The organism is Pedobacter antarcticus (assembly GCF_900103515.1).
In the GTDB taxonomy this organism is placed as follows: domain Bacteria; phylum Bacteroidota; class Bacteroidia; order Sphingobacteriales; family Sphingobacteriaceae; genus Pedobacter; species Pedobacter antarcticus.
This window is the reverse complement of record NZ_FNGZ01000002.1, coordinates 16583-43463: the sequence shown is the minus strand read 5'-3', so window position 1 is coordinate 43463 and position 26881 is coordinate 16583. Positions and strand designations below refer to the sequence as shown.

Genomic DNA, 26881 nt, shown 5'->3' with positions numbered 1-26881 from the left:
AGGTTTTTAATCTGTATTGCAGCCCTTTGTTGATAAAAAATTTAGGCGGTAAACCGGCTGTTTTTTGCTACTTTTGCCGAGATTTTAGGAAGCGTATATATAAATGAAATTTACTTTACAGGCAAACGATATCCACTCTAAAGCTAGAGCCGGAACAGTTACTACCGCTCATGGCGAGATTCAAACACCCATTTTCATGCCTGTGGGCACTGCCGGAACGGTTAAAGCTGTTCATCAGCGTGAATTGGAAAATGATATCAATGCACAAATTATACTGGGAAACACCTACCACCTGTACCTCAGACCGGGACTTGATGTTCTGGAAAGGGCCGGTGGTTTGCATAAATTTATAGGTTGGGACCGTCCTATTCTAACGGATAGCGGTGGTTATCAGGTATATTCCCTGAGTAAGGTGAATAAGATTAAAGAAGAAGGTGTTACATTCCGCTCCCATATTGACGGATCAAAACACTTGTTCACGCCTGAAAATGCAATGGACATTCAGCGCACTATCGGAGCTGATATTATCATGGCTTTTGATGAGTGCACACCATATCCCTGTGACTACAAATACGCAGCAAATTCCATTAACATGACCCACAGGTGGTTAAGGAGGTGCTGCAAGCGTTTTGATGAGACTACACCAAAGTATGGTTTTGAGCAAACCCTGTTCCCTATCGTGCAAGGCTCTGTTTATAAAGATCTGCGTGTAAAGTCTGCAGAGTTTATTGCCAGCATGGGCCGCGAAGGTAATGCAATTGGTGGTTTGTCGGTGGGCGAGCCTGCAGAAGAGATGTATGGTATGACTGAAGTGGTCTGCAATGTACTTCCAGAAGATAAACCACGTTATCTTATGGGTGTTGGCACACCAATTAATATCCTGGAAAACATCGCTTTAGGCATTGACATGTTTGATTGTGTAATGCCAACAAGAAATGCAAGAAACGGTATGCTTTTTACCCGCAACGGGATTATTAATATCGGGAATAAAAAATGGGCAGATGATTTCTCTCCTATTGACGCAGATAGTGATCTGTATGCGGATCAGGTTTATTCGAAAGCATATTTGCGTCACCTGATGCATTCTAAAGAAATGCTTGGTGCACAAATTGCAACACTGCACAATCTACATTTTTACCTTTGGCTGGTTAAAGAAGCAAGGGAAAAAATTATTAGCGGCGAGTTTTACGCCTGGAAAAATAAAATGGTAACTATATTAGGTAATAAACTGTAAATGAACTTCCTGAAAGGCAGAATTAAGATTATTGACGGCTATATCATTGGCAAATATCTGGGTACGTTTATCTATACCCTGACTTTGTTCGTGGTTATCATTGTAATCTTTGACCTTTCAGAGAAACTGGATGATTTTTTAGGCAACAACCTTACGCTCTGGCAAGTTATATCACTTTATTACGCGGGTTCAATTCCTTTCTATGTGAATATGCTGTCCCCGCTGATCAATTTTATTGCTGTGATTTTTTTCACAGCAAAAATGGCCGATCAGACAGAGATCGTACCTATCCTCAGCGGTGGTGTAAGCTTTAACCGGTTCCTGCAGCCCTACCTGATCTCAGCATTTATCATTTTCGCTGCTAACCTGGGTTCTAATCTTTATATTTTACCCTACACTAATCAGTTAAAGACTACCTTCGAAAATACATACGTAAAGAAAAATGACCCATCCAGTAAGCTGAATATTCATATGAAGCTCGATGACAACACCTATATCTATATCGAATCTTTCGAAAACAAAAGTAAATCCGGGTATAAATTTATGCTGGATAACTTTAAAGGTGATGTTCTGGTTAAAAAATTAGTTGCGGAAAATATTAAGTGGGATTCCTTAAAACGAAGCTGGAAAATAACCAATTATACGGTACGCCATATCAACGGATTAAAAGAAAGCTTTGAAAACGGGCTAACCAAAACCAAAGATACTGTTCTGGACATGAGTCCAAACGATTTCTCAGCCTATGAGAATGTATACGAAACACTTACCAATAGAGAGTTAGTCGATAAAATAGAGAAGGAAAAGACCAGGGGAACTGGTATAAGGAATGACCTGCTTTTTGAACAATACAAAAGGTGGTTACAGCCATTATCGGCCTTTGTATTGACGCTCATAGGGGTTGCGCTTTCGTCCAGAAAGGTTCGCGGAGGTGTTGGCCTGCCACTCGGAGTGGGTATTATTCTGAGTTTCGCATATATCGTATTAAACCAGTTTGCCAAGATGTTTTCCATTAAAGGTGGAATTCCTCCGCTACTCGCTGTCCTGGTGCCAACCATTTTCTTCGGATTACTAGGCTACTATCTTTTAAGAAAAGCTCCAAAATAAATGACAAAGCCCGCTCTCAACGAAGAAAACAGAAGTTTACTGATACTTCATGGTACAATTTTAATCTGGGGCTTCACGGGGATCCTGGGTGCCTTAATATCGATAGATCCGGTACGAATGGTCTGGTATAGGGTTATGATTGCCAGCATCACCCTTTTTTTCTATTTTAAAGCGAGTAAGTTTAACCTTAAAATAAGCCGGAAAGAATTTCTGCAATTCTTCTTTACAGGAAGTATTGTAGCACTGCACTGGATCCTTTTCTTCGAGGCTATTAAAGTATCCACCGTCTCCGTCGCCCTGGTCTGCCTGTCTGCATTCACATTATTTACAGCCATTTTAGAACCTTTTTTCAGAAAAACAAAGATCCAGCTAAGTGATATTATCATCGGTCTGGTAATTATTGCCGGCATTTACATGATCTTTAAATTTGAAAGCAATTACACAATGGGTATCATTGTGGGTTTATCTGCTGCACTTTGCTCGGCAACATTTTCTGTTTTCAACTCTATGTTTGCCCAAAAAAGCGATGCCAAAATCATTGGGTTTTATGAGATATCCGGCGCATTTGTATGGATAACATTATATAGAATTTTCGATGGAACATTGTCTCATGAAACGTTTAACCTGAGCACATCCGATTGGATTTACCTGTTCATATTAGGAACTGTTTGTACTGCACTGGCCTACATTGCCGGCGTATCTGTGATGCGTACATTGTCTGCTTTCCGCGTTGCATTAATCACAAATCTGGAGCCGGTATACGGCATCATATTAGCCTATTTATTCTTTGATCATAAAGAGACAATGTCGCTTGGATTTTACGGTGGAACTGTCCTTATTCTGGGTGCAGTTTTTCTTTATCCAATCTATAAAAAAAGACAAAGTCAACTCGGACCCTCCAAATAAAAACAAGCTTAATATTATATTGACCGGGCCTCTTTGAGGCCTTTTTTATGCGCGCTCAAAACTCATATCTTAAGATTTAAGCCCAGCATCCGAAAGGAAATCTTCAATCAATACGACAGTTAATACAGGTGCCAATTTTCAAATAGAATTCAGAAAAAAATAAGGCGATCAGACTGATGAAACAGCGCTCCGCAGCGGAATAAAACAAGCACAAACAAAGGGGTCTATACTCAGTTTATCCGGCAGAAGAAGTATGGAAACTCCGTGAGGGTAGGGGAAGCAGGAGTCGTAGAAAGCCATCTTATTTCAAACTGGAATAAACAAAATCATTCTATTTATTTTCTAATATTAGTGTATATTCATCAAATTTTATTTCCAAATAAAAAGATAGAATAAAACAAATACAAACTACGGGAGAACGGCATTAAAAAAAGAAAATACCTTATAAAATACTCGAATAAAATATTTAAATATTTACACTAACTATCAGATATTTAAACTAAACAAATAAAGTTAAACATCATATAATAATGGATTTAATTTTTAAATTTTACTAATTATTTTAGCACAACTCTTGAATGCGTTTTTTTACACTAAATAAATATTTAATAATCAGCAAAATAGTACTACTGACTTCCATATGTACATCACATACGGCGATCGGACAGGTATATTCTGGGGAACAGAACCCACTTAGTGTAAAATGGAAGCAAATTACCAGCGGAAGTTTCCGCATCATTTATCCCTTGGAAATGGAGGCAGATGCACAGCGTATGGCTAATACTTTCCAACATATTGCCCCTGCCATCGGAAATAGCCTTAACGTAAAGATTTCGCCCATTCCGATACTCCTGCAAAATCGCGGAGTAATCGCTAATGGCTTCGTCCAGCTAGGTCCTAAAAAATCCGAATTCTTCAGCACACCTCCTCAGAATTTCGACAGCCAGGACTGGTTGAATAACCTGGCTGTTCACGAGCTCCGGCATGCTGCACAGTTCGACAAATTAACCGGAAGCAGACCCTACCCCTTCCCTGAACAAGTATACTTTGCCTGGATGGGAGCCAGCATCCCAATGTGGTTTTTTGAAGGTGATGCCGTAACGACAGAAACAGCCCTTACCTACTCCGGTCGCGGCAGGCAACCTGCATGGATCATGCCCTACAGAACAGCCTTACTGGAGGGTAGAAAGTTCAGCTACAGCAAGGCAAATTTCGGATCGGAAAAAGACATTACCCCCGGCTATTATCAGCTAGGCTACCTGCTGTCTTCAGGCATCCGCAAATCGGCTGGTAAATTTGTATTTGATAGTGTACTGACAGACATTAAAAAGAGACCATTCAGGCTTTATCCTTTTGCAGGCAGCCTGCAAAAATTCACCGGTAAAACCGGCCGTCAATGGTACGATGCTGTCAACAGTGAAATTGGAAAAGAGTGGCTGCAGCAGGACCGGAAGAACTTATCGGAGACTTATCCTCAGCTCAGCCCGCCTGCTACATTCGAGACTAACTACATGCTGCCGGTTCAACTGAAGAACGGCAATATTTTAAGTCTGCTGCAAAGTAAAGCAGAAACTCCGGCTTTTGTACTTCTGACACCTGAAGGTAAACAGACCAGACTTAAATCAATTGGTCAGCAGGAAGAACCCTGGTTCAGTTATTCAGCAGGCAAGATCGTTTGGAATGAAATCCGTTACGATATGAGATTCCGCCAGCGAAGTTATAGCGTGGTCTGTATCTACGATCTGGAAACCAAAAAAGTTAAACAGCTAACAACCAGGACAAGAATCTTCTCCCCCACCCTTTCTGCCAACGGACTCAAAATAGCTGCAGTGGAAATTGATCTTTCTAACAAAATTAACCTGATCGAACTGGATGCAGCTACAGGAAAAATTATCAGAACTTTTCCTAATCCAAAGAATCTGCAGATCCAGACGCCAGCCTACAATGATAAAGGGACCCTGATTGCCTACATAACCGGTAGCGAAGCAGGAAAAACTTTAAATACTGTGGATAGCAGCGGAAAAACCACGATTCTCATACCAGAAACCAGACAGCAGCTAACAAGACCGGTATTCATTAAATCCTCAATCGCATTTAACGCGCATTACAATGGAATAAACAACATTTACAGCATAGACTCAGCCGGCAAGAAGATAATGGCACTGAGCGCCTCTAAATACGGCGCATTTAATGTTTCGGCCATTCCTGGTAAAGACAGTTTAATCTTCAACGATTATCGCTCTTATGGTTATGCGATCGCAAAAATGGGCTATAAGCCTAAAGAAACCGGAACCAATACTTTCGTTTACTTTGGTCAGGCTGCTGAAAAACAGGAAAATACGGGCAGTGTGTTCGAAAACATCCCTGACAGCACCTACACCAGCAAGCGATATAATGCCCTGGGAAACCTTTTCCGCATACATAGTGTAATTCCGGTTATTGAAGATGAACACAAAGGCGGTATCCAGCTAGTCTCGAATAACCTGCTGAACACTGTAGATTCCTACGCAGGGATTGCTTATCAGAGTGACCTTGGCAGATTCGAGTATAATGCCGGAATAAGTTTAAAAACCTTCTACCCTATTTTCAACCTGACCTACCGTAACAGAGCACGCAGAACTTTCTACGGCACTCCGCCCACCGGAATTAAACAAGGAGACTGGCGGGAGAATTATGTTAAACTGGAAGCACTGGTTCCTTTTAACTTTAGCAGTGGCCACCACAACTACGGCATAAGTGTAAGAGCGGGCACTAGTTACACGCAACGTTATATGCCTGAACAGATGCCGCAAAACTATATTACCAGAATCAGATTCCCACTGGAAACCGGAGTTTCTTTTTCTCATATCGTGCGCTCTTCAGCCAGAGATTTTGCACCGCGCTGGGCACAAATTCTGAGACTAACTTATCTTGGCCAGCCATTTGATGCATTGCTGAGTGGAGATGTGTTCGCAGCGGAGGGTTTTCTTTATTTCCCCGGAATACTGCGCAACCACAGTTTTATGGCTAATTTTAATTATCAGTCTGCTTCCGGAATCCGTAGCTTTAACAATGAGGTTAGCACGGTCTATGGCTATAATAATATCCGGGCAAAAAGTCTGATGAAAAATTCGTTGCTGATGAATTACAGATTCCCGTTATTCTTTCCTGACGCAGAATTAAGCTCGCTGGCCTATATCCGCAGTGTGAGAGCGGGCCTGTTTGCACATTATGAGAATCTGGGCAGGGAATCAAATCTGGGGCAGCCCAAAACATATGGCTTTGAGGTATTCAGCAGCATGAATCTACTGCGTTACCAGCCGATAGTGGATGTGGGTACCAGATTTATTTTTGTAAACCGGGAATACCATCAGAATCCTATATTTGAATTGATTGTCAACTATACATTTTAACCTATGCGCTTTAAAACTATTCTAATCATCATTTTCACAGTCCTGATCACAATCTTCCTGATGATGAATACAGAGGCTGTCGAATTCAACTTTATTTTCGGAACTGGTGAAATCTCTAAGCTCCTTGTAGTGGGGATCTGCACTTTTGTTGGATTTATACTGGGATATTGGGTGGGAAGGCCTAAAACTGTAATCAGCACTTATGATAATCGTTTCGATGATAACCAGCTTGAAAAAGGCAGGTATGAAGATGGTCATCTTCAGGAAAACCCAAAAAACACACTTTCAGACGAAGACCGGGATTATATCAGCTAAGCTGGATCTGATTCAAAATGAATTCAATAAAAAAATGCCGGTCCTCTATTAGGAAACCGGCATTTTTTATTGAATATTAAAATTTAAATTAACAAATTAATCAACCTGTAATGCCTGACTGATATCTGCAATGATATCATCAATGTGCTCCAGACCAATAGAAAGCCTTACTGTACCCTGCTCAATGCCGACTTCCAGTCTCTGCTCTTCAGTTAATTTGGAATGTGTACTGGTTGCAGGATGTGTGGCAATCGAACGGGTATCTCCCAAGTTGGCAGAGATAGAGAACATTTTCAGACGGTCCATAAAACGACCAGCAGCCGCTCCACCACCATTAATCACTAGTGTAACAATCCCACCGCCCTGCTTCATCTGCTTTTTAGCAATGTCGTATTGTGGGTGGGATGGTAAAAATGGATATCTGACCTGTTTGATCTCCTCACGTGCTTCCAAAAAGTTCGCAACTTTCAGCGCATTTTCACAATGTCTGTCCATTCTGACAGCCAGTGTTTCCAGGCTTTTAGAAAGTATCCATGCATTAAACGGTGACATTGCCGGCCCACTATGCCTGGCGAAGCCCTCAATCTGGCGAATCAGTTCGTCCGACCCCAGGATAATCCCGCCGAGTGTACGGCCTTGTCCGTCAATAAATTTAGTGGCAGAGTGTATGGAAAGGTCTGCACCATATTTTAGTGGCTGCTGCAGGTAGGGTGTAGCGAAACAATTATCTACTACCAGCAGGATACCGTGCTTTTTAGCAAGCGCCCCGATCCACTCCAGATCAATGATATCGATCCCTGGATTGGAAGGTGTTTCTACAAAGATCATTTTAGTATTCTCCTGGATTCCATTTTCCCATTGCTCTTTTTTATCAAGGTCTGCATAGGAATAGCTGATATTCCATTTTGGGAAAATATTATTCAGTAACTGATGTGTGGAGCCAAAAACTGAGCGGCTGGACAATACATGGTCACCTGCAGCCAGGAAAGTTGCGAAAGTAGTAAACAGGGCAGCCATTCCTGTCGCTGTCACCCATCCCGTCTGCGCACCTTCAAGTGCTGCCATTTTCTCAATCAGTTCGGTTGTATTCGGATTAGCATAGCGGCTGTAAACATTTCCTTCTTTTTCATTCGCGAAAAGCGCGCGCATTTCTTCTGCATCATCAAATTTATAGCTTGAAGTCAGATAGAGCGGAACTGAATGTTCTTTATACTGACTGCGTTCCGTCTGCAGCCGTATAGCAATGGTTTCAAAGTTATCGTTCGGCATGGTTATGTTGTATGGATGGTATAGGTGAAGTTAATTTTCGCTGAATGCCCCAGAATATGGGATACGGAGCAATATTTTTCAAATGTCAGATCGAGTGCACGCTCTGCTTTCTGTGCGCTAAGTGATCCGTATAGGTCGAAGTGAATATTGATCACCTCAAAAATCGCTGGAACTTCCTTTTCTTTCCGGGTGGCATTAATCCGGATACGGATATCCGAAAGTTCTTCTTTTTGTTTGCTGAGGATATTGACCATATCAATTCCGCTGCAACCACCGAGTCCTACCAGAAGCATCTCCATTGGCCTGAATCCTTTTCCGTCACCACCGATTGCTGGATTAGCATCTAATTCTACTTTAAATCCAGATGAATTTTCCGCTTCAAAATTGAATTTATTATTTTTTCTGGTCAGGTTGATTTCCATAATTTAAGGTCTGGTGTAAAATATTAGGTTATTTTGCTCAAGCTCCGGCAGTTTTACGTTATTTTCGAATATCCCAAAAACGCTGGATCCACTACCACTCATCAAGGCAAATGTAGCACCTGAGTCGTAAAGCATTTGTTTGATTTGTGCAATTTCAGGATATTTTTGAAAAACAGGTGATTCAAAGTCGTTTTTGACTTTGCCTTTCCATTCACTTACCGGCAGGTTAATTACGTCTTTAAGTGATATCGGTGGGGCTGCCGGCCGGACTGCACCATAAGCTTCGGCAGTTGAAATATGAACAGGTGGTTTGACGATGGTTATGTGATAGCCGGACAAATCCACATTCACTGCAGAGAATTCATCTCCTATACCTGCAGCATAAACTGCTTTATTTTGAATAAAAAAAGGGCAGTCGGCACCTAAAGTCCCTGCATAGCGCTCCAGCTCCGTTTCTGTGATACCTAAACTAAATTTTGAATTGATCATCTTCAGCAAAAACGCGGCATCTGCTGAACCACCTCCTAAACCTGCACCTATCGGTATATTTTTCAGTAAAGTAATCTGCTGCTCCGGAAGATCGAATTCCTTTTGCAGTAAGCGGAAGGCTTTAAGACAGAGATTGTCTTCACCGCTGCCAGGAATGTCAAGTCCCCTGATCTGGCAACTGGTATGTTCCGCCGCATTGAGTTCTACGACATCATAAAGTTTTACCGGATAGAATATGGTTTCCAGCTCATGATATCCATCAGCCCGGCGTGCAGTAATATTTAAACCTAAATTAATTTTACAGTTGGCAAATGCGAGCATAGCAGGTCGTTTCTGCTGCAAACTTACAAAAACCAAAAAGCGCTAAGGCATCTGCCCTGAAAAATAAATTAATAGCATTCTTGTAATTTTTACCTTGTAATAGCCAAAATTAAATGATCATGTCCCTGGTATTTTGGGTGTCTGTGTTTTTTTTATGTTATTTTGCGGAAACATTAAATACTACACATGAAACAATATCTGGACTTGATGCAGCATGTGCTGGATCACGGAACGCAGAAACATGACCGCACCGGTACAGGAACAATCAGTGTCTTCGGCTACCAGATGCGATTTAACCTGCAGGATGGTTTTCCGATGGTCACCACCAAGAAATTACACCTCAAATCTATCATTCATGAATTGATCTGGTTCCTGAGCGGGGATACGAACATAGCCTACCTCAAAGATAACCAGGTGAAAATATGGGATGAATGGGCAGACGAACAGGGTAACCTGGGACCTGTATATGGATCACAATGGCGTTCATGGCCGCGCCCGGACGGTACACATATCGATCAGATCAGCCAGATTATCCAGACCATCAAGACTAATCCGGATTCCAGAAGGATTATTGTTTCTGCCTGGAATGTCGCAGAAATTGACCAGATGGCCCTTCCACCCTGCCACGCTTTCTTTCAATTCTATGTTGCCGATGGTAAATTAAGCTGCCAGCTTTACCAGCGCAGTGCCGACATCTTCCTCGGGGTACCGTTTAATATTGCTTCTTATGCACTGCTGACTATGATGGTGGCTCAGGTATGCGGGTTGCAGTATGGCGATTTCATTCACACCCTTGGCGACGCCCATTTATACAATAATCATATTGAACAGGCCAAGCTTCAACTGACCAGAACTCCTTTTGCATTACCACAGATGGACATAAATCCTGACGTAAAGGATATTTTCGATTTCAAATATGAAGATTTCAGTTTGAAAAATTATGAGGCCCATCCGCATATTAAAGGAGCCGTAGCCGTATGATGTTAACTATAGTTGTCGCCATGGCCACAAACAGGGCTATCGGAAAGGATAATAAATTACTATGGCATCTGCCGGCCGATCTGAAACATTTCAAATCCCTGACTAGCGGCCATACCGTAATCATGGGCAGGAAAACTTATGACTCCATCGGGAAACCACTGCCTAACCGCAGAAATATTGTGATTAGCAGACAACAGGATCTGGAAATACCGGGGATAGAAGTCGTTTCATGCCTGGAAGATGCGACTGCATTGTGCAATAGCGAAGAAGAAGTTTTCATTATTGGCGGCGCACAAATATACACAGCTGCTTTAGCAGTTACAGGAAAACTAGAGATCACTATTGTGGAAGGAGATTTTGAGGCAGATACATTCTTCCCGGAAACAGATCCTGCACAATGGAAAGAGGTGTCAAGAACGGCTTTTCCGGCGGACGAAAAGAATCAATTGAATTATACTTTTTTAACCCTGATACGCAGATAATTAATTTAAATGATCTGCCCGTTCAAAATGTCCAAACCGTAAAAATGGCTTAAAATGCAGCTAAAAGCTGCATAAGAAATTAAATTCAATTAAACGGTCCGAATATTATATTAGGCTGACTATTAAATTAAAAATTTAATTAGATTTGCCGACTTGTTGAAAAATAATACAGCATAGACAAATAATTACAAACAAAAAATGCAAGGTAAAGGTTTCATTAAATTTATGGCAATACTATTAGGTATTGTCTGTGTGTATTCACTCTCGTTCAATCTAGTCACCTCGAAGGTAGAAAAAGACGCCAAAGCGTATGCCAAAGGTGACCTGGTTAAAGAAAAAGCTTACTTAGACTCCATGTCTAGTGTACCTGTCTATCCGGTCTTCGGTTTCGACTACGAATTCTGTAAAGGTAAAGAGATCAACCTTGGTCTTGACCTTAAAGGTGGTATGAACGTTACTATGGAAATTTCATTAGGCGAACTGGTTAAATCTTTAGCTGGTAACCCGGATGATGCTAATTTCAACAAAGCTATCACAACAGCACAAAATCAGATGAATGCCGGTGGTAAAGATTTTATCAACCTGTTTGTAAATGAATTTGAAAAGCTTAGCCCCAACGTTAAGTTAGCTGATTATTTCTCCAATCAGGATAATGCACAACAGCTGAAAGCTAACGCCAGCAACTCTGACGTTAAGACTTATCTTTCTAAAGAAGCTAACAGTGCTATTGACCGCTCTTTCATTATTATCAGAAGCCGTATCGATGGTTTTGGTGTAGTAAGTCCGAACATGCAGAAACAAGAAGGTACTAACCGTATCCTGATTGAGATGCCGGGTGTTCAGGATAAAGAAAGGGTTCATAAATTATTACAGGGTTCTGCAGAATTACAATTCTGGCAGGTTTATCAGAATGAAGAAGTTTATTCTGTGATGGAAAACATCAACAAAACCCTTGCCTCCACTTTAAAAGACACTACAGCTACTGCTGCAGTAAAAACTGATACAGCGGCAAAAAGCGGAAGTGCTTTAGCAAATCTGGCAAAGAAAGCCGGATCTAAAGACTCTGTTGATGCTAAAACTGCCGACCTTGCTAAAAGCAACCCACTGTTCTCTGTTTTAAACATCCCGACTTACCAGGCTGAAAATGGACAACCTTCTTTACGCCCAGGCCCGACTGTTGGCTGGGTAGCTCAAAAAGATACTGCCAAAGTAAATGCCTATTTCAATTTACCTGAAGTAAAATCTATCATTCCACAAAGTTTCAAATTCATGTGGAGTGTAAGACCGATGGACGGCACTAAAGTATTTGAATTATACGCAATCAAATCTTTATCTCCAGATGGCAAACCAGATTTAGGTGGTGAAGCAATCAGTGATGCCCGTCATGATTACGATCAGAAAGGTAAACCTGAGGTAACAATGTACATGACTGGCGATGGCGCTCAGAAATGGAAAAAAATCACAGCTGAAGCTTCTGCAGATCCTAACAATAAAAAATCAATCGCTATTGTCCTTGATAATTCAGTTTATTCTGCACCTACTGTTCAGAACGAAATTCCAAACGGTATCTCTTCAATCACCGGTAACTTTACAGTGAATGAAACTCAGGATTTAGCCAATATCTTAAAAGCTGGTAAATTACCTGCGCCTGCACGTATCGTTGGTGAATTTGTTGTTGGTCCTTCTTTAGGCCAGGCTGCAATTGACAATGGTTTACTTTCATTTGTACTTGCATTTGTGGTAATCCTGGTGTTCATGGCTTTATATTACAACAAAGCCGGATGGGTAGCTAACCTTGCATTGGTTATCAACTTATTCTTCATTATGGGTATCCTGGTTTCGCTGGGTGCTGTATTAACTTTACCTGGTATTGCTGGTATCATTCTGGTAATCGGTCTGTCGGTCGATGCAAACATTCTGATCTTTGAGCGTGTAAGGGAAGAACTAAATCATGGGAAATCTGTTTCTGCTTCTATTAGCGAAGGTTTCAAACATGCAATGCCTTCTATTATTGACTCGAACGTTACAGTATTAATCCTCGGTGTTATTCTTTACGTTTTTGGTAGCGGCCCGGTTCAGGGTTTTGCAACTACTTTATGTATCGGTATTCTTTCGTCCCTATTCTGTGCGGTATTAATCTCACGTCTGGTTTTCGACTCACTGCTTGGTAAAAATGCAAATATCACTTTCGGTAATAAATACACCATTCATGCCTTCAAAAATATTGCATTCAACTTTGTTGGACACAGAAAGATCTACTATACTATTTCTTCAATCATCATCGTATTAGGTTTTGTCTTCTACTTTAAAAATGGTGGTTTAAGATTAGGTATTGATTTTAAAGGTGGCCGTACTTATATCGTTCATTTCGATAAAGGCATGAATACCGAAGATGTGAAGGAGGTCCTTGCGCCAAGCTTTGAACATGAAGAAATTCAGGTTAAAACGGCAGGTAATGACAATGAACTTAAAATCACTACAACTTATCATATTACTGATCAGGATGCAGGTGCAGACAAACTTGTCGAAAACGCACTGAAAGCAGGTCTGGATAAAACAAACGTTAAATATTCAATCGAAAGTAACCAGAAGGTAGGACCGATCATCGCAAGTGATTTAGTATACAGCGCTTATGGTGCCATTCTTTTCTCTTGTCTGCTGATGTTTATCTATATCATCGTAAGGTTCAAAAAACTAAACTATGGTTTAGGTGCAGTTATCGCATTATTTCATGATGTACTGCTTGTTCTTTCATTCTATACAATCCTGGACGGGGTGTTACCATTCTCTCTAGAAATTGGTCAGGATTTCATCGCTGCAATCTTAACAGTTATGTCTTACACAATGACAGAAACGGTTGTTGTATTTGACCGTATCCGTGAGAAACTTGCTGAATCTGGTAAAGACGATCTTTACGGTGAAGAGCGTAATCAATTAATCAACTTTGCACTGAACAGTACTTTAAGCCGTACCATTTTAACATCTTTAACTGTATTCTTTGTATTACTGGTTATCTTCATCTTCGGTGGAGAAAGCATCAGAGGGTTCATCTTCGCCTTGTTAATCGGACGTGTTATCGGTACTTATTCGTCACTGTGTATCTCTACTCCTATTGTTATTGACTTAGGAAAAGGAGAGAAACATCCGGCGCATTAATTCATAATAAATGCATAAAAAAGGCATCCCCAGGGATGCCTTTTTTTGTTATACACATTTTTTGATACCTTGTGTGAAACACCTGATCAGTCAAAAACATATGAATACAGAAAACACTTTGAAACTGGTAGAATGTCCAAGAGATGCCATGCAGGGAATTCATGAATTTATACCAACGGCACTCAAGGCTGCTTATATTAACCTGTTACTGAAAGCCGGATTTGACACGCTTGATTTTGGAAGTTTTGTTTCGTCAAAGGCTATTCCTCAAATGCAGGACACTAAAGATGTGCTTGAAAAACTTGATCTGAGCAGTACTTCTACAAAATTACTTGCAATTGCTGCTAATCTCCGGGGGGCTGAGGAAGCGGTAGCTTGTCCAGAGATCAGTTATGTAGGTTTCCCCTTCTCCATCTCAGAAACGTTTCAGCACCGGAATACGAATTCGAGCATGCTTGCTTCTCTCAACACGGTAGATCAGATTCTGGAACTTTGTGACAGGCATCAAAAGACTGCGGTAATCTATTTGTCGATGGGTTTTGGCAATCCATATGGAGACCCATATAGTTTCGATATCGTCGGAGAATGGGCTTCCAGTTTAGCAGGCTTGGGGACAAAGATACTTTCACTGGCCGATACAACCGGAGTCTCTACTGCCGAGCAGATCCGCATACTCATGCCTATGCTTCAGAAACAATTTCCGGATATTGAATGTGGACTGCATCTGCACAGTACGCCTGAAAAAAGAATTGAAAAAATAACGGCAGCTTATGAATCCGGATGCAGACGCTTCGACAGTGCTCTAAGGGGTTTTGGTGGCTGTCCTATGGCAAAGGATGACCTGACAGGTAACATAGCCACAGAAGAGCTGCTGGCGTTTCTGGAAAGCAGAAAGGAATCAACCGGGATAGATGATTATTACTGGAATGAAGCGTTACAATTATCTACTGAAGTATTTAGCTATAATTAATGCGTTATACCTTAACCATTCGATACTGCTGTATACCGTCTTCTTCAAAAAGATCTCCTTCTATTGCGAAACCAAAACGGGCGTAAAGCCCAACCGCGTCCGCTTGTGCATTGAGGTAAATTAACTCTGAGTTCTGAGGGATGTCAGCCAGCGCCGCAGCCAGCAAAGCTTGCCCTACCCTTTTATTGCGGAATTCAGGTAAAACCGCAAACTGTTCCAGTTTATAGCCATCTTCAGTTTTACGCCAGCGACAAGCGCCGCATGGATTATTGTCCATCAAAGCAATATAATGTACTGCATCATCATCATCTGAAGACTCCATTGGTGCAGGAGACCCCTGCTCCCCGGCGAAGATCTGATTTCGGATTGCGAAGACCGTTTCCAGTTCTTCTTTAGTTCTGGCTTTATTGACTTGGAGTATTTCCATCACTTTTGTGTTTATAAATATGCTTTTTCTTATTCTGATCCACGACTATGGCTGCATCTATAGAATGAGAACAATGAATATCTGTTTCTTGTTTCGCCAGAGTTGACAATGTGACATAAAACTTATGCAGCTGGTCCAATTCTGCCTCCGTCAGATCTTCGATGTCGACCATTCGGTTACTTGCCCTTTCATGTGCCGCAATCAATTCATTTAATTTTAGTTGTATTGCTTTACCATCCTTGTTTTGTGCCTTCTGAATCAGGAACACCATCAGAAAAGTAATAATAGTTGTACCGGTATTGATAACCAGCTGCCAGGTCTCTGAGTATTTGAATAGCGGCCCGGAAACTGCCCATATGATTACTATCATCAATGCGATAATAAATGCAGCTGAACTGCCGGTAAATCTAGTAGCAGCATTGGCGAATCTTTCGAACACAAAATTTTTATCACTGTTTTTCATATTTTTTTATGCTAAATGTCAGTAATAATAAACACTATTTCATATAAATAATGTGGGTTATGTGGGGCCCGGAATAAAAAAAGGCCCCGGTAGAATACCGGGGCCTTTAGAATAAAATTTACCTGAAATTACAGGTTAATGGGTTAAATTATAATTTATCACTTGCGTCTCTGCAGTTCAGGTCTTCAAAAGCTTGAGTTAAACGTTTAACAAATGCTTCTTCACCTTTACGCAACCATACACGTGGATCATAAAATTTCTTATTTGGTTTATCGTCGCCATCTGGATTACCAATCTGCGCCTGAAGATAAGCTTCATTTGCTTTGTAGTAATCTAATACACCTTCCCATAATGCCCATTGCATATCAGTATCGATGTTCATTTTAACCGCGCCGTAAGAGATTGCTTCTCTGATTTCTTCCTGAGAAGAGCCTGAACCACCATGGAAAACAAAATTAATTGGTTTCTCTGCAGTCAGTCCAAATTTCTCTTTTACATATTCCTGAGAATTTTTCAGAATTACCGGTTGTAATTTCACGTTTCCTGGTTTGTAAACACCATGAACGTTACCGAAAGCAGCTGCAACAGTAAATTTATCACTCACTTTACTCAATTCTTCATAAGAATAAGCTACTTCTGAAGGTTGTGTATATAATTTAGAACTATCTACATCACTGTTATCCACACCATCTTCCTCGCCACCAGTTACACCCAGTTCAATTTCGATAGTCATACCTATTTTAGCCATACGTGCCAGGTATTTTGTAGAAATCTCCATGTTCTCTTCAATGCTCTCTTCAGAAAGATCGAGCATGTGCGATGAGAAAAGAGGTTTACCATGTTCAGCAAAGAATTTCTCTCCGTGATCAAGTAAGCCGTCAATCCATGGTAATAACTTTTTAGCAGCGTGATCAGTGTGCAATACTACAGCAACACCATAATGTTCTGCCAGTAAATGCACATGTTTAGCTGCAGAAACTGCACCCAGTACACAAGCCTGAAGATTATCATTATTCAGGGTTTTTCCTGCATAGAACTGTGCACCACCATTCGATAATTGAATAATCACCGGTGAATTCACTGCTTTAGCAGTTTCCATAACTGCATTAATCGTATTTGTACCGGTAACATTTACTGCTGGTAAAGCAAATTGATGTTTTTTAGCCTGCTCAAATAATTCCTGAACGGCATCTCCGTAAATTACGCCTTTATAGCCTTTTAAACTCATTATTATTAGATTTATGTTAGCCGAAGTTAGGAAAAATATCAGGCCGGGCAAATCTCCGGGGCTAAATAATTCATCAGAAAGGATTTGTCAGCGTGAGATTAAACTGTTCTGATTTTTTTTTGTTTCTTTGTAATCGCATTTTTCATACATAACATGGCTTGGTTTAAGAGAGAAAAAAAAGGTATCAGTACGCTGACAGAAGAAAAGAAAGAAGCGCCGGATGGCTTATGGAACAAGTGTCCTAATTGTAAAAAAGCATTACACAGTGCAGATTTAACTGAACATCAGTACGTTTGCCACTATTGCAACTATCATTTAAGAGTAGGTTCCAAAGAATATTTCCAGGTTCTTTTTGATCAAAATGAATTTACTGAACTTTTCAGCAATCTTACATCGGGAGATCCGCTTCACTTTACAGATAGCAAACCATATACAGAACGATTGGTCGACACCCAAGCTAAAACAGGGTTAAAAGACGCAATTCGCGCTGCTGTAGGAAAAATTGATGGCGAAGAGCTTGTAATTGCCTGCATGGACTTTAATTTTATTGGAGGTTCCATGGGATCTGTAGTTGGTGAAAAAATAGCGAGATCTATTGATTACAGCATTAAACATAAAATTCCTTTCCTGATGATTTCAAAATCTGGTGGTGCAAGGATGATGGAAGCAGCTTTCTCTTTAATGCAGATGGCAAAAACTTCTGCTAAACTTGCGCTCCTTAGTCAGGCGAAAATCCCATATATATCATTATTAACAGATCCAACAACGGGCGGCGTTACCGCTTCCTACGCTATGCTTGGAGATATTAATATCGCAGAACCAGGTGCTTTAATTGGTTTTGCAGGTCCCCGGGTAATTAAAGAAACCATAAAAAAAGACTTACCAAAAGGATTTCAGACTGCTGAGTTTGTTCAGGAACACGGTTTCCTTGACTTCATCGTCGACAGAAGAGAGATGAAGGCCAAACTGGCGAACTTCCTTAAAATGGTTAAGAACTAATAAAATTATTGCATAAAAAAAGCTCCGTTGATCAACGGAGCTTTTTTTATGCAATAATTTTAGATTGCTGGATTGGCCTGGTATGCCGTCCAAAGTTCATCTAAACTCTTTTTGGTGATATCTCTCCAGGTTGATTCTGTATAAGTATGTGCCCTCATATTTTTATCCATGGATTTAACAAAATTAGGATACCCGTTTTTCTCAAGCCATACGAAGAACCTTGCGGTGATGCGGTAACCCTGATCATATTTCTGACCCGCTTTATATGCTGGTAAGGTCCAGTCTGCCCCTGCATTGTCAACACCATACGTGTATCGTACATAATCTGCAATACCTTCTGTTACCCACCAAGGACCGCTGTTGGAACCATAATCCTGAACAATATGCATAACTTCATGTGTAACCACATCGATGTCACCTGGTTTTTTCCCAAACCAGCTTGGACTAAAAAGTACTCTTCCATTGGAGGCTTCAGCAACTGCTTTATAAGCTGTATCAATTACAAAAGTGACTTCGCTTGCTGTATTTTTATTGTATTGTTTTTTCAACACCGGATAAACTTTAAAAAAAGTTTCCGTCATCCGCGTTTTAAGTGCTGAGGGAAAATTGGGGTCTTTGATCTCCCAGTTTAGAGTAAATCCATTTTTCTTAATAACTTCCTTGTCTTGAGCTACAGCAGTAAAACCAGTCGCCAGCAATAAAGAGGTGATACCAGTAATTACTCCAAAAAATTCACGTTTCATCTTCATATATATATCGGATAGAAATTTAACCTTTATCCGGCAGCTAATGTACCCGAATTGATATGCACAAGCTAAAATGAAACTGAATTGTGACGATAAATGACAACCTATCCCAGAACGGAAGAAGCCCATATTTTTCAATATGGGCTTCTGTTATATCTTAGAAATCACTGCCGGGTGTTACTCCAGGTTCATGCCCGGAGCCCAGTGGCTTGTTCTTCCTTTGCGGCTGATTACTGAATTCCGAACGTCCGGAATGTCTTGTAGAGGATGTTTCTCCACTGCTTAGCGTCTCGTCTTCGTCTGTCGTATTCTCTTTATAAACAGTTTTCTTTTCCTCTTCAGTATTATGCTGTTGATTCAGCTTATCTCTATCATTGCGGTTTAATTCTTCCTGATTTCCCATTTAAGTAAAATTTAATATTAGCAATTAGACTAGTTATCAGGAGAACACCCGCATAAACCTATTGTTTGTCAAAAAAACAGATTAAAGAAAAAAACCTACTGCCTGCCATATACTTTTTCTTTGATTTCTTTAATCACTGAAAGGTATAAATCCACACTTTCCTGCGGATAATTACTCATTAATATCAATTTGTATTCCCTTTCCGGATCCCGGTAACAAGGTTGCTGGTAAGGTACTTCCAGGCAATAGAGACCGAGCTTTTCATAAAAGCGTATTCTGCGTACGGCATCTGTCGTTTCCGGCGGTTCCACTTCCAAAATCAAACGCGTATCCTTTAACAGCATCTGCATAACCTTTTCTCCATAACTTTTCCCTCTTTGATCCGGATCGATGGCGAAATGTTCAATATAATCCCAACCTCTAAGATGCCAGAGAATAACAAATCCTATAATCCGGTCACCTTCCAGAATGAGATTTAAATCCATCTCGCGCCTGTTACCGATCATACTGAGCAATTGCGGCCAGTCCCTGCGTTCGCTGATTGGGAATGCCGACGTGTACAACTTAAAAACATAATCCAGATTTGGATCTTGAGCGGATTCAACAGATTGAAAATACATCTGATTCATATTTTGGTTACAAAAAAACGCTGGCCTTTCAGAGAAAACCAGCGTTATAATATTATAGTAAATGGAATTGAGTCGTATTAAACAGCAATATTCTGTTCTACGATATGTTTAACTTTTTCCACTACAAAATCAATTTCTTCTTTCGTATTCAATTTTGAAAACGAGAAACGAACCGACGGACGGTTAGGATCTGCACCAATACCTGTCAGCACATGTGATCCAATATTGGACCCCGATGAACAGGCACTGCCACCTGATGCCGAAATACCATTGATGTCTAGATTAAATAGTAACATATCTGCCATTTCCATTTCCGGGAATGAAACATTGAGTACTGTATACAGGCTTTTTTCCGGTTCGGTCTCCCCATTAAAGGAAATACCAGGAACTTCTTCCTCCAGGCGTGTTTTCATATAAGATTTTAATTCCTGAATAACCTGCTGATGAGCTCCCATATCTTGATATGCCATCTCCAGAGCTTTAGCAAGCCCGACAATACCATACACGTTTTCAGTACCTCCACGCATATTTCGCTCCTGTGCACCACCAAAAATTAAAGGGTTTATTTTAACCTTATGGCTAACATAAATAAACCCAACACCTTTAGGTCCATGCAGTTTATGCGCAGCACATACCATAAAATGAGCCTTTAATTTTTTGGCATCATGTACATAATGTCCCATAGTCTGTACTGTGTCGCAATGCAAAATAGCATCATACTTTTCACAGATATCACCTACGCGTTCCAAATCTGTTAAAGTACCCAGTTCGTTGTTAGCATGCATTAGCGAAACGAAAGTACGCGGGTTGTTCTCTAACAATTCTTCCAGATGAGCATAATCGATATTCCCTTTGCTGTCAATATTTACAAAACTAAGTTTATCAATAACGCCCTTCTTTAATAATTCATCCAGTGTATGCTCAACAGCATGGTGTTCAATTTTAGACGTAATGGCGTGTTTAAGACCATATGCCGCAATACCGCATCTGATTGCTGTATTGTCAGCCTCAGTACCTCCGGAAGTAAAAAATACTTCTGCAGGTGCCGCGTTAAGCAAACCGGAAACAGACTTACGTGCCTTCTCAATCAAAGTACGGACCTCGCGGCCCTGAGCATGAATAGAAGATGGATTACCATAGTAGTTTTCCATTACGTTAACCATTTCCGCTATGACCTCTTTATCAAGAGGTGTTGTTGCGGCATTATCTAAATAGATCCTGTTCATTTGAATTAATTCAATTTTAAAATTTCTTTGATATCTGCAATGATTTTGGCAGCCAGATTTTCAGCCACTGTTTCGTTGACAGCTTCACTGTAAATCCTGATAATCGGCTCCGTGTTCGAGCGTCTTAAATGTACCCACTCATTCTCAAATTCAATTTTCAACCCATCGATTGTACTCAATGGTTGATTTTTATATTTCTCCTGAACTTTTAGCAATAAAGCATCAATATCCATTTCAGGAGTCAGGGTAATTTTATTTTTCGATATGTGGTAAGAAGGATAAGTACTTTTAAGTCTGGATATAGTTAAACCTGTTTTCGCCAGATGGGTTAGAAATAAAGCGATCCCAACTAAGGCATCTCTTCCATAGTGCAGCTCCGGGTATATAATACCACCATTGCCTTCTCCGCCGATAACTGCATTTACAGCCTTCATCTGATTGACAACGTTTACCTCTCCTACTGCAGCAGCATGATACTCGCCACCAGCTTTCACCGTCACATCTTTCAATGCACGTGTTGAAGAAAGGTTGGATACTGTATTTCCCTTAGTATTCTGCAGCACATAATCTGCCACAGCTACCAGTGTATACTCTTCACCGAACATTGTACCGTCTTCGCAAACGAAACACAATCTATCCACATCAGGATCTACAACAATACCCAGATTTGCATTTTTCTGTTGAACGACTTTGGCTATTTCCGTCAGGTTCTCCGGAAGCGGTTCCGGGTTGTGCGGAAACTCACCATCAGGCGTACAGTATAGTTCGTAAACCGTATTTACTCCTAGTGCCTTTAACAAAGCCGGAATAAATATACCCCCGGTTGAATTCACACAGTCGATCGCAACTTTAAAATCTGCTTTACGGATCAATTCTACATCTACCAGTGGTAACGCAAGAATAGCATCAATATGTTTTTGAAGATAAGAGTCGTCCTGAATGACCTTACCTAAGCTATTTACTTCAGCAAAGTTAAAATCAGACTGCTCTGCCATGTCAAGAACTTCTTTTCCATCTGCATCGCTGATAAATTCACCTTTTGCATTCAAGAGTTTTAAAGCGTTCCATTGTTTCGGATTATGACTCGCAGTAAGTATGATTCCACCTCCTGCCCCTTCCATAGGCACCGCTATTTCCACAGTTGGAGTGGTCGACAAACCAAGATCAATAACTTCGATTCCTAGTCCCATTAAGGTTCCAGTAACGAGATGATTAACCATTTCACCAGAAATACGCGCATCGCGGCCCAGGACTATTTTCTTAATATTGGTATTTTTGATTACCCACGCGCCATAAGCAGCGGTAAATTTTACGATATCGACAGGGGTTAATCCATTTCCGGCTAATCCGCCAATGGTTCCCCTGATTCCAGAGATTGATTTTATCAGTGTCAATGTTATAATTTTTGTTTCCCAAAAATAGTAAAAATTAAGAAGGGAACCCAAATAAACAATATCAGATCGAATATCCACTTCGTTGCATCTAAATCACTATATTTGCTCCCATATTTTTAAATCCTGAATATTTATGCAGCGTAAATGGTTTCAATATTGGTTTAACTCCCCTTATTATCATATCCTTTATAGTCAGCGGAATGATGCCGAGGCCGAGTATCTGATAGACAATTTAACAGCCCATTTAAAGCCTGCTCTACACGCCAGGATACTAGACATCGCTTGCGGAAGAGGAAGACATGCTGTATACCTGAACAAAAAAGGGTTTGATGTGACGGGAATTGATCTCTCTGAACAAAGTATCCGTTACGCCCGGCAGTTTGAACAAAAGCACCTGCATTTTTATGTGCATGACATGCGTAAACTGAGTTACATCAATTATTATGACATTGCGCTGAATTTATTTACCAGCTTCGGATATTTTGATACAGAAAAAGACCATGTTAATGCCCTGAAATCATTCCGTAAAAGCATAAAAGAAGACGGTACCTTGGTACTGGATTATTTCAATACCAAAAAGATCATAAGCAATCTGACTCACCGGGAAAGCAAAACCCTTGAAGGTATAGAATTCGATATTCATAAATTCGTTGCCGACGGAAAAATCATCAAACAGATTAATTTTGAACACAAGCAGAAGAACTTTGCCTTTGAAGAACGCGTACAAGCCTTCCTGCTGGCAGACTTCGAAAGGATGATGGAAAAAAGCGGTTTAAAAATAACAGAGATTTTTGGAAGTTATAATCTGGAACCATTTGACGAGATTAAATCTGATAGATTGATACTTCTCTGCAAAAAAATATGATCGAGCAGCTGCATACCTTCGATGTGGAGCTTTTTATGCGCATCCACCGCGGATTATCCAATGGGTTTTTCGACTGGCTGCTGCCATTAACCAGAAACAGGTTTTTCTGGTCACCATTGTATCTTTTCATCATTATATTCTGCATTAAAGAATATAAAAAAAGGGGATTGTATATTGTTGGAGGTGTGCTGCTCACATTTGCGATCGGAGATCTGATTTCATCCAGGCTGATCAAACCCTTTATTTCCCGTATCAGGCCTTGCAATGAAATTACCCTTGCAGATGAGATTATCCGCCGGGTTCCCTGTGGAAGCGGTTTTAGTTTCCCCTCTGCACATGCCACTAACCATTTTGGAATCGCTATATTCCTGATCCTGGTTTTTTACCCGAAATGGAAGCCTATCCTCCCTATCGGCCTGGCCTGGGCTTTTATTATCTCCTTTGCACAGATCTATGTAGGTGTGCATTATCCTATAGACACCATAGCAGGAGCAGCACTGGGCACAAGTATAGGCCTGCTGACGTTTCAAATTTATAAATACGTTATCAAAAGATATTAATGGAATCCTGGAAGCTGCTCGTTTTATTTTTATGTGCCTTTTTAGGGGGCTTAACTATTTTCCTGGTCAGAAGTGATAAGTCAAAATTGCTAAAACTGATCCTATCATTTAGTGGTGCATATCTTTTTGCCATTACAGTTTTACATCTGATTCCCGATGCGTACAGCGGCCCTGACCATCAGCAAATAGGTATTTACATTCTGATCGGTTTTTTGCTGCAGGTACTGCTTGAACAATTTTCTGAAGGTGTAGAGCACGGCCATATCCATAGTCATCACCATGAACAGGTTTTCCCATACGGAATTATGATCAGTTTGTGCCTTCATGCTTTTCTGGAGGGAATGCCTTTAGCCGCAGATCAGCATAATGCACTTATATTTGGTATTGCACTGCATCATATTCCTGCAGCCTTTGCACTGGCAAGTATTCTGATGCAGAATAAATTCAAACCGGGAGGAATCGTGTTTTACTTAGCTGTGTTTGCTGTGATGGCTCCCCTTGGATTCTGGGTGAGCAATGGAATAAGTACCGGACGTATCGGTGGAATAGAGATCTATTTCAATAAAATGATGGGTATTGTAATCGGTATTTTCCTACATATCTCCACCACTATCTTATTTGAATCCAGTGTTGACCATAAAGTAACAAGAAGAAAAATGATAGCGGTATTATTAGGTATCGCTGTTGCATTGATCGGATATTATACCACGGGACAGGGGCATAGCCACGCGCATTAGCCCCCTTTTGCTTTCTTTAGGAGCTGCACCAATTGCTCGGCCTCAACCGCAGTAAGATGAGAAGATAATACTCCAGACAAATTCAGATCCGCATCCATCCTGTCCAGTAAATCCAATCCTTTTTTACTAATCAGTATATCAACAGAGCGCTTATCTTTTGAATTTAGCCGCTTAACAACTAACTCTTTCTGAAGTAAACGTTCTACAATCCTCGAGGCGTCACACATCTTGTCCAGCATTTTACATCTCAACAGATTTATGGTTGACGGACTCGGGTACTGGCCACGTAATATTCTCAGCACATTAAATTGCTGTGCTGTAATTTCAAACGGCTGTACCGCATTTTTAAGTTGCTCACTGCACCAATTGTGGGTAAATGCAACGTTAACCATTGCTTCGTGGAAAACGCTTTCATAGCGTGGTAATCTGACCTCTTTTTCAATTTGCATTACTCGTCAATTTTGGCATCCTTGTCGGGATGTGTATCTTGTTTAGATTTACCATAGTTCCAGGGGCAATGTCGGCATTTGTTTTTGCAGCAGTATCCCCTTTTCAGGTGATAGGCAGCAGTAAACACCATTAATCCATCTTCATTGAAATAAAAGTCAATGCCCTCTGTCATTAATTAAGCAATTTAACAATTAAATTGTTTACATAATAATCCTGCAATTGAGACCCGTTTCCATGTATTGTCCAGACTTCTGACGGTTTTATCTGATCGATCGTATAGATGATATCGTTCCAGTCCACATGATCAGAGATCAAAAGTTCCATTCCGTTACTCCGCTGGAGGTTCTTCCATCCACTTGCAAATACCCTGATCACATTAACCGCACGGATATAGCTTCTGAAGACTAAAGGAGATACAAGATAAATCAGGTTTTCCTGATTATTCTTCATTACCTTTCTATCATAGACCTCATAATTGCCCAGACTGAATCCTTCCTGTTCATAGATCCGGACAAAAGGAATAATATTATGATGTACCAGAATACGCTTTTCAGGGCAAAAATCATTAATCATGCGAATCAGACGCTGGCTTTTACCTAAGGCATAAGCACCAAGCATAATATTACCAGTCGTTGTACTCAATTTACGAATCTCCTGTTCCGGATCCGGATGTAATACTTCAGGATCTGCAAAAGTAGTCTCGGTAATTAGTACATCTGCCATAGGAAAAACTATAGGTTCGCAAGTAGGATCCGGTTGCAGCTTATAATCTCCAGTATACAAATAAGATACCCCTTTATATTCCATCAGCACCATTGCTGATCCCAGCATATGACCGGCAGACAAAAATGTAATTTTCACATCATTCAATGTAAAAGATTCATTAAAATCAATCAGATGAAATTCACCGGCAGCAAATTTTTTATACCGGTGCAACATAAATAAAGAAGTAGGTTTGGTACAGTATACATTTTGATTACCACTCACTGCGTGATCGCCATGTGCATGTGAAATCACGGCATCCCTGACCATCTCTTTAGGATCAAGGTAGAACTTTCCGTAGCTGCAATACAGCCCGGTTGTGGTTAAAACCACAAAATCGTTTAATATCATTTAGAATTTTTCGCTATAAATTGTTGGTGCAGATCGAGCACCTGTAAGATAACCGATGTAGAATCATCGTTGTGTATTATGCGGTCGGCCATTTCAAGTTTCTTCTTTTCAGGCCATTGTTTATCCATTCGTGCCATAATCTGGGCTCGGCTAAGCCCATCTCTTTTTTCTACCCAGAACAACCTGGATTCCAGCGGAGCGGTAACCACCACGTTAAGATCGCATTGCCGATAAGAACCACTTTCAAAAAGCAGTGCTGCCTCTTTAAGCAGGTAAGGCAGTGAAATATCCTGCATCCCGGCCCAGCTGTCAAAAGCACGCGCTACGGCCGGATGTACTAATGCATTGAGTTTTTTTAGTTCTGCCTCGTCCTGGAAAACTATTGCTGAGATATGTTTATTATTAAGCGCACCACTCTCCAGGTAACTCTCTTCGCCGAATGTACTTATTACGCCAGATACCAGTTCTACATCACTAACCATAATTTGTTTGGCCACAGTATCTGCATAAAAAACAGGGATACCCAATGTTTCAAAAACACGGCAAACTGTACTTTTTCCACTCCCTATCCCGCCAGTTATTCCTATTTTCATTTGTATG

General features: G+C 40.6%; 28 protein-coding genes. 13 read left to right on the top strand and 15 right to left on the bottom strand.

The annotated features are described in order from the left end of the window. Window positions 1-103 precede the first annotated feature (103 nt). From tgt to BLR53_RS03790, 5 genes are all read left to right on the top strand, one after another. Window positions 104-1234 (top strand): tRNA guanosine(34) transglycosylase Tgt, encoded by a 1131-nt coding sequence (tgt, locus tag BLR53_RS03810; RefSeq protein ID WP_037442817.1) that lies wholly within the window; start codon window positions 104-106, stop codon window positions 1232-1234. After that, the gene (locus tag BLR53_RS03805) at window positions 1235-2338 is read left to right on the top strand and encodes an LptF/LptG family permease (protein WP_170844848.1); all 1104 of its coding nucleotides are present in this window, start codon (window positions 1235-1237) and stop codon (window positions 2336-2338) included. Then, complete coding sequence (locus BLR53_RS03800; protein WP_037442819.1) at window positions 2339-3244, top strand: DMT family transporter; 906 nt, start codon at window positions 2339-2341, stop codon at window positions 3242-3244. 578 nt (window positions 3245-3822) lie between these two features. After that, a complete protein-coding gene (locus BLR53_RS03795; RefSeq protein ID WP_074587419.1) occupies window positions 3823-6636 on the top strand; it encodes a TolB family protein in 2814 nt (937 codons plus the stop codon). Window positions 6637-6639: 3 nt separating this feature from the next. After that, window positions 6640-6951 (top strand): LapA family protein, encoded by a 312-nt coding sequence (locus BLR53_RS03790; RefSeq protein ID WP_037442823.1) that lies wholly within the window; start codon window positions 6640-6642, stop codon window positions 6949-6951. Between the two features lie 96 nt (window positions 6952-7047). On the opposite strand, the gene BLR53_RS03785 is transcribed toward BLR53_RS03790, so the two are convergent. Genes BLR53_RS03785 through ispE form a run of 3 tightly spaced genes read right to left on the bottom strand, consistent with a single transcriptional unit; the run spans window position 7048 to window position 9452 of the window. Next, window positions 7048-8220 (bottom strand): trans-sulfuration enzyme family protein, encoded by a 1173-nt coding sequence (locus tag BLR53_RS03785; protein ID WP_074587413.1) that lies wholly within the window; start codon window positions 8218-8220, stop codon window positions 7048-7050. A 2-nt stretch (window positions 8221-8222) separates the two neighbouring features. Beyond that, window positions 8223-8642 carry an OsmC family protein gene (locus BLR53_RS03780; protein WP_037443303.1) on the bottom strand — a complete coding sequence of 140 codons (420 nt, stop codon included), beginning with the start codon at window positions 8640-8642 and terminating at the stop codon, window positions 8223-8225. 3 nt (window positions 8643-8645) lie between these two features. Beyond that, the gene (ispE, locus tag BLR53_RS03775) at window positions 8646-9452 is read right to left on the bottom strand and encodes a 4-(cytidine 5'-diphospho)-2-C-methyl-D-erythritol kinase (RefSeq protein ID WP_074587409.1); all 807 of its coding nucleotides are present in this window, start codon (window positions 9450-9452) and stop codon (window positions 8646-8648) included. Between the two features lie 186 nt (window positions 9453-9638). Between ispE and BLR53_RS03770 the strand changes: the two genes are divergently transcribed. From BLR53_RS03770 to BLR53_RS03755, 4 genes are all read left to right on the top strand, one after another. Further along, window positions 9639-10433 carry a thymidylate synthase gene (locus BLR53_RS03770; RefSeq protein ID WP_037443301.1) on the top strand — a complete coding sequence of 265 codons (795 nt, stop codon included), beginning with the start codon at window positions 9639-9641 and terminating at the stop codon, window positions 10431-10433. Continuing rightward, window positions 10430-10915: a dihydrofolate reductase gene (locus tag BLR53_RS03765; protein ID WP_037443299.1), complete on the top strand. Its 486-nt coding sequence runs from the start codon at window positions 10430-10432 to the stop codon at window positions 10913-10915. The genes BLR53_RS03770 and BLR53_RS03765 overlap by 4 nt, the downstream gene beginning before the upstream one ends. A gap of 198 nt (window positions 10916-11113) precedes the next feature. After that, entirely contained in the window at window positions 11114-14071 is a 2958-nt protein-coding gene (gene secDF, locus BLR53_RS03760) for a protein translocase subunit SecDF (RefSeq protein ID WP_074587404.1), read from the top strand. 100 nt (window positions 14072-14171) lie between these two features. Further along, the gene (locus BLR53_RS03755) at window positions 14172-15041 is read left to right on the top strand and encodes a hydroxymethylglutaryl-CoA lyase (protein ID WP_074587402.1); all 870 of its coding nucleotides are present in this window, start codon (window positions 14172-14174) and stop codon (window positions 15039-15041) included. A gap of 4 nt (window positions 15042-15045) precedes the next feature. On the opposite strand, the gene BLR53_RS03750 is transcribed toward BLR53_RS03755, so the two are convergent. The 3 genes from BLR53_RS03750 to fbaA all read right to left on the bottom strand — a co-directional run bounded on the left by BLR53_RS03750 (window position 15046) and on the right by fbaA (window position 17159). Beyond that, window positions 15046-15468: a GNAT family N-acetyltransferase gene (locus tag BLR53_RS03750; RefSeq protein WP_074587399.1), complete on the bottom strand. Its 423-nt coding sequence runs from the start codon at window positions 15466-15468 to the stop codon at window positions 15046-15048. Then, window positions 15446-15931, bottom strand: a complete 486-nt coding sequence (locus tag BLR53_RS03745; RefSeq protein ID WP_037443290.1) for a low affinity iron permease family protein — start codon at window positions 15929-15931, stop codon at window positions 15446-15448. The genes BLR53_RS03750 and BLR53_RS03745 overlap by 23 nt, the downstream gene beginning before the upstream one ends. A 148-nt stretch (window positions 15932-16079) precedes the next feature. Continuing rightward, a complete protein-coding gene (gene fbaA, locus BLR53_RS03740) occupies window positions 16080-17159 on the bottom strand; it encodes a class II fructose-bisphosphate aldolase (protein WP_037443288.1) in 1080 nt (359 codons plus the stop codon). Window positions 17160-17312: 153 nt separating this feature from the next. Between fbaA and accD the strand changes: the two genes are divergently transcribed. Further along, window positions 17313-18158 (top strand): acetyl-CoA carboxylase, carboxyltransferase subunit beta, encoded by an 846-nt coding sequence (accD, locus tag BLR53_RS03735; RefSeq protein ID WP_037443287.1) that lies wholly within the window; start codon window positions 17313-17315, stop codon window positions 18156-18158. A gap of 59 nt (window positions 18159-18217) precedes the next feature. Here the strand turns inward: accD and BLR53_RS03730 are convergent, their stop codons facing one another. The 5 genes from BLR53_RS03730 to glmM form a co-directional block, all read right to left on the bottom strand. Beyond that, complete coding sequence (locus tag BLR53_RS03730) at window positions 18218-18901, bottom strand: basic secretory protein-like protein (RefSeq protein WP_037439149.1); 684 nt, start codon at window positions 18899-18901, stop codon at window positions 18218-18220. Between the two features lie 160 nt (window positions 18902-19061). Beyond that, window positions 19062-19307 carry a hypothetical protein gene (locus BLR53_RS03725; protein ID WP_051759692.1) on the bottom strand — a complete coding sequence of 82 codons (246 nt, stop codon included), beginning with the start codon at window positions 19305-19307 and terminating at the stop codon, window positions 19062-19064. A 95-nt stretch (window positions 19308-19402) separates the two neighbouring features. Next, a complete protein-coding gene (locus BLR53_RS03720) occupies window positions 19403-19927 on the bottom strand; it encodes a GNAT family N-acetyltransferase (RefSeq protein WP_176763514.1) in 525 nt (174 codons plus the stop codon). A gap of 86 nt (window positions 19928-20013) precedes the next feature. Next, window positions 20014-21162, bottom strand: coding sequence for a cysteine desulfurase family protein (locus tag BLR53_RS03715; RefSeq protein ID WP_074587395.1), 1149 nt, complete (start codon window positions 21160-21162; stop codon window positions 20014-20016). Between the two features lie 5 nt (window positions 21163-21167). Then, a complete protein-coding gene (gene glmM, locus BLR53_RS03710; RefSeq protein WP_037439154.1) occupies window positions 21168-22556 on the bottom strand; it encodes a phosphoglucosamine mutase in 1389 nt (462 codons plus the stop codon). Window positions 22557-22689: 133 nt separating this feature from the next. On the opposite strand from glmM, the gene BLR53_RS03705 reads away from it, so the two are divergent. From BLR53_RS03705 to BLR53_RS03695, 3 genes are read left to right on the top strand one after another with little or no spacing between them, the layout of a single operon-like run. Next, complete coding sequence (locus BLR53_RS03705; protein WP_037439044.1) at window positions 22690-23421, top strand: class I SAM-dependent methyltransferase; 732 nt, start codon at window positions 22690-22692, stop codon at window positions 23419-23421. After that, window positions 23418-23981: a phosphatase PAP2 family protein gene (locus tag BLR53_RS03700; RefSeq protein WP_037439046.1), complete on the top strand. Its 564-nt coding sequence runs from the start codon at window positions 23418-23420 to the stop codon at window positions 23979-23981. Before BLR53_RS03705 ends, BLR53_RS03700 begins: the two co-directional genes overlap by 4 nt. Continuing rightward, window positions 23981-24718, top strand: coding sequence for a ZIP family metal transporter (locus BLR53_RS03695; protein ID WP_037439048.1), 738 nt, complete (start codon window positions 23981-23983; stop codon window positions 24716-24718). Before BLR53_RS03700 ends, BLR53_RS03695 begins: the two co-directional genes overlap by 1 nt. Here BLR53_RS03695 and BLR53_RS03690 read toward each other — a convergent pair. The 4 genes from BLR53_RS03690 to coaE are packed head-to-tail and all read right to left on the bottom strand — an operon-like array spanning window position 24715 to window position 26874. Next, window positions 24715-25167: a MarR family winged helix-turn-helix transcriptional regulator gene (locus BLR53_RS03690; RefSeq protein WP_037439050.1), complete on the bottom strand. Its 453-nt coding sequence runs from the start codon at window positions 25165-25167 to the stop codon at window positions 24715-24717. The genes BLR53_RS03695 and BLR53_RS03690 overlap by 4 nt on opposite strands. Continuing rightward, window positions 25167-25340: a C1orf53 family protein gene (locus tag BLR53_RS19905; RefSeq protein WP_176763513.1), complete on the bottom strand. Its 174-nt coding sequence runs from the start codon at window positions 25338-25340 to the stop codon at window positions 25167-25169. Before BLR53_RS19905 ends, BLR53_RS03690 begins: the two co-directional genes overlap by 1 nt. Then, window positions 25340-26281 carry an MBL fold metallo-hydrolase gene (locus BLR53_RS03685; protein WP_074587393.1) on the bottom strand — a complete coding sequence of 314 codons (942 nt, stop codon included), beginning with the start codon at window positions 26279-26281 and terminating at the stop codon, window positions 25340-25342. Before BLR53_RS03685 ends, BLR53_RS19905 begins: the two co-directional genes overlap by 1 nt. Beyond that, on the bottom strand, window positions 26278-26874 hold the full coding sequence (gene coaE / locus BLR53_RS03680; protein WP_176763512.1) for a dephospho-CoA kinase: 597 nt from the start codon (window positions 26872-26874) through the stop codon (window positions 26278-26280). The genes BLR53_RS03685 and coaE overlap by 4 nt, the downstream gene beginning before the upstream one ends. Between the last annotated feature and the right edge of the window lie 7 nt (window positions 26875-26881).

What these genes read in the sequence shown, in the direction of transcription:
- BLR53_RS03700 (WP_037439046.1), top strand. Translation starts at nt 23,418, where the DNA reads ATGATCGAGCAGCTGCATACCTTCGATGTGGAGCTTTTTATGCGCATC.
- BLR53_RS03785 (WP_074587413.1), bottom strand. Translation starts at nt 8,220, where the DNA reads ATGCCGAACGATAACTTTGAAACCATTGCTATACGGCTGCAGACGGAA.
- BLR53_RS19905 (WP_176763513.1), bottom strand. Translation starts at nt 25,340, where the DNA reads ATGACAGAGGGCATTGACTTTTATTTCAATGAAGATGGATTAATGGTG.
- tgt (WP_037442817.1), top strand. Translation starts at nt 104, where the DNA reads ATGAAATTTACTTTACAGGCAAACGATATCCACTCTAAAGCTAGAGCC.
- BLR53_RS03790 (WP_037442823.1), top strand. Translation starts at nt 6,640, where the DNA reads ATGCGCTTTAAAACTATTCTAATCATCATTTTCACAGTCCTGATCACA.
- BLR53_RS03690 (WP_037439050.1), bottom strand. Translation starts at nt 25,167, where the DNA reads ATGCAAATTGAAAAAGAGGTCAGATTACCACGCTATGAAAGCGTTTTC.
- BLR53_RS03695 (WP_037439048.1), top strand. Translation starts at nt 23,981, where the DNA reads ATGGAATCCTGGAAGCTGCTCGTTTTATTTTTATGTGCCTTTTTAGGG.
- fbaA (WP_037443288.1), bottom strand. Translation starts at nt 17,159, where the DNA reads ATGAGTTTAAAAGGCTATAAAGGCGTAATTTACGGAGATGCCGTTCAG.
- BLR53_RS03795 (WP_074587419.1), top strand. Translation starts at nt 3,823, where the DNA reads ATGCGTTTTTTTACACTAAATAAATATTTAATAATCAGCAAAATAGTA.
- BLR53_RS03750 (WP_074587399.1), bottom strand. Translation starts at nt 15,468, where the DNA reads ATGGAAATACTCCAAGTCAATAAAGCCAGAACTAAAGAAGAACTGGAA.
- BLR53_RS03730 (WP_037439149.1), bottom strand. Translation starts at nt 18,901, where the DNA reads ATGAAACGTGAATTTTTTGGAGTAATTACTGGTATCACCTCTTTATTG.
- BLR53_RS03765 (WP_037443299.1), top strand. Translation starts at nt 10,430, where the DNA reads ATGATGTTAACTATAGTTGTCGCCATGGCCACAAACAGGGCTATCGGA.
- BLR53_RS03780 (WP_037443303.1), bottom strand. Translation starts at nt 8,642, where the DNA reads ATGGAAATCAACCTGACCAGAAAAAATAATAAATTCAATTTTGAAGCG.
- coaE (WP_176763512.1), bottom strand. Translation starts at nt 26,874, where the DNA reads ATGAAAATAGGAATAACTGGCGGGATAGGGAGTGGAAAAAGTACAGTT.
- BLR53_RS03755 (WP_074587402.1), top strand. Translation starts at nt 14,172, where the DNA reads ATGAATACAGAAAACACTTTGAAACTGGTAGAATGTCCAAGAGATGCC.
- BLR53_RS03705 (WP_037439044.1), top strand. Translation starts at nt 22,690, where the DNA reads ATGCAGCGTAAATGGTTTCAATATTGGTTTAACTCCCCTTATTATCAT.
- BLR53_RS03800 (WP_037442819.1), top strand. Translation starts at nt 2,339, where the DNA reads ATGACAAAGCCCGCTCTCAACGAAGAAAACAGAAGTTTACTGATACTT.
- BLR53_RS03745 (WP_037443290.1), bottom strand. Translation starts at nt 15,931, where the DNA reads ATGAAAAACAGTGATAAAAATTTTGTGTTCGAAAGATTCGCCAATGCT.
- BLR53_RS03805 (WP_170844848.1), top strand. Translation starts at nt 1,235, where the DNA reads ATGAACTTCCTGAAAGGCAGAATTAAGATTATTGACGGCTATATCATT.
- BLR53_RS03720 (WP_176763514.1), bottom strand. Translation starts at nt 19,927, where the DNA reads ATGTATTTTCAATCTGTTGAATCCGCTCAAGATCCAAATCTGGATTAT.
- BLR53_RS03770 (WP_037443301.1), top strand. Translation starts at nt 9,639, where the DNA reads ATGAAACAATATCTGGACTTGATGCAGCATGTGCTGGATCACGGAACG.
- secDF (WP_074587404.1), top strand. Translation starts at nt 11,114, where the DNA reads ATGCAAGGTAAAGGTTTCATTAAATTTATGGCAATACTATTAGGTATT.
- BLR53_RS03715 (WP_074587395.1), bottom strand. Translation starts at nt 21,162, where the DNA reads ATGAACAGGATCTATTTAGATAATGCCGCAACAACACCTCTTGATAAA.
- BLR53_RS03685 (WP_074587393.1), bottom strand. Translation starts at nt 26,281, where the DNA reads ATGATATTAAACGATTTTGTGGTTTTAACCACAACCGGGCTGTATTGC.
- ispE (WP_074587409.1), bottom strand. Translation starts at nt 9,452, where the DNA reads ATGCTCGCATTTGCCAACTGTAAAATTAATTTAGGTTTAAATATTACT.
- BLR53_RS03725 (WP_051759692.1), bottom strand. Translation starts at nt 19,307, where the DNA reads ATGGGAAATCAGGAAGAATTAAACCGCAATGATAGAGATAAGCTGAAT.
- accD (WP_037443287.1), top strand. Translation starts at nt 17,313, where the DNA reads ATGGCTTGGTTTAAGAGAGAAAAAAAAGGTATCAGTACGCTGACAGAA.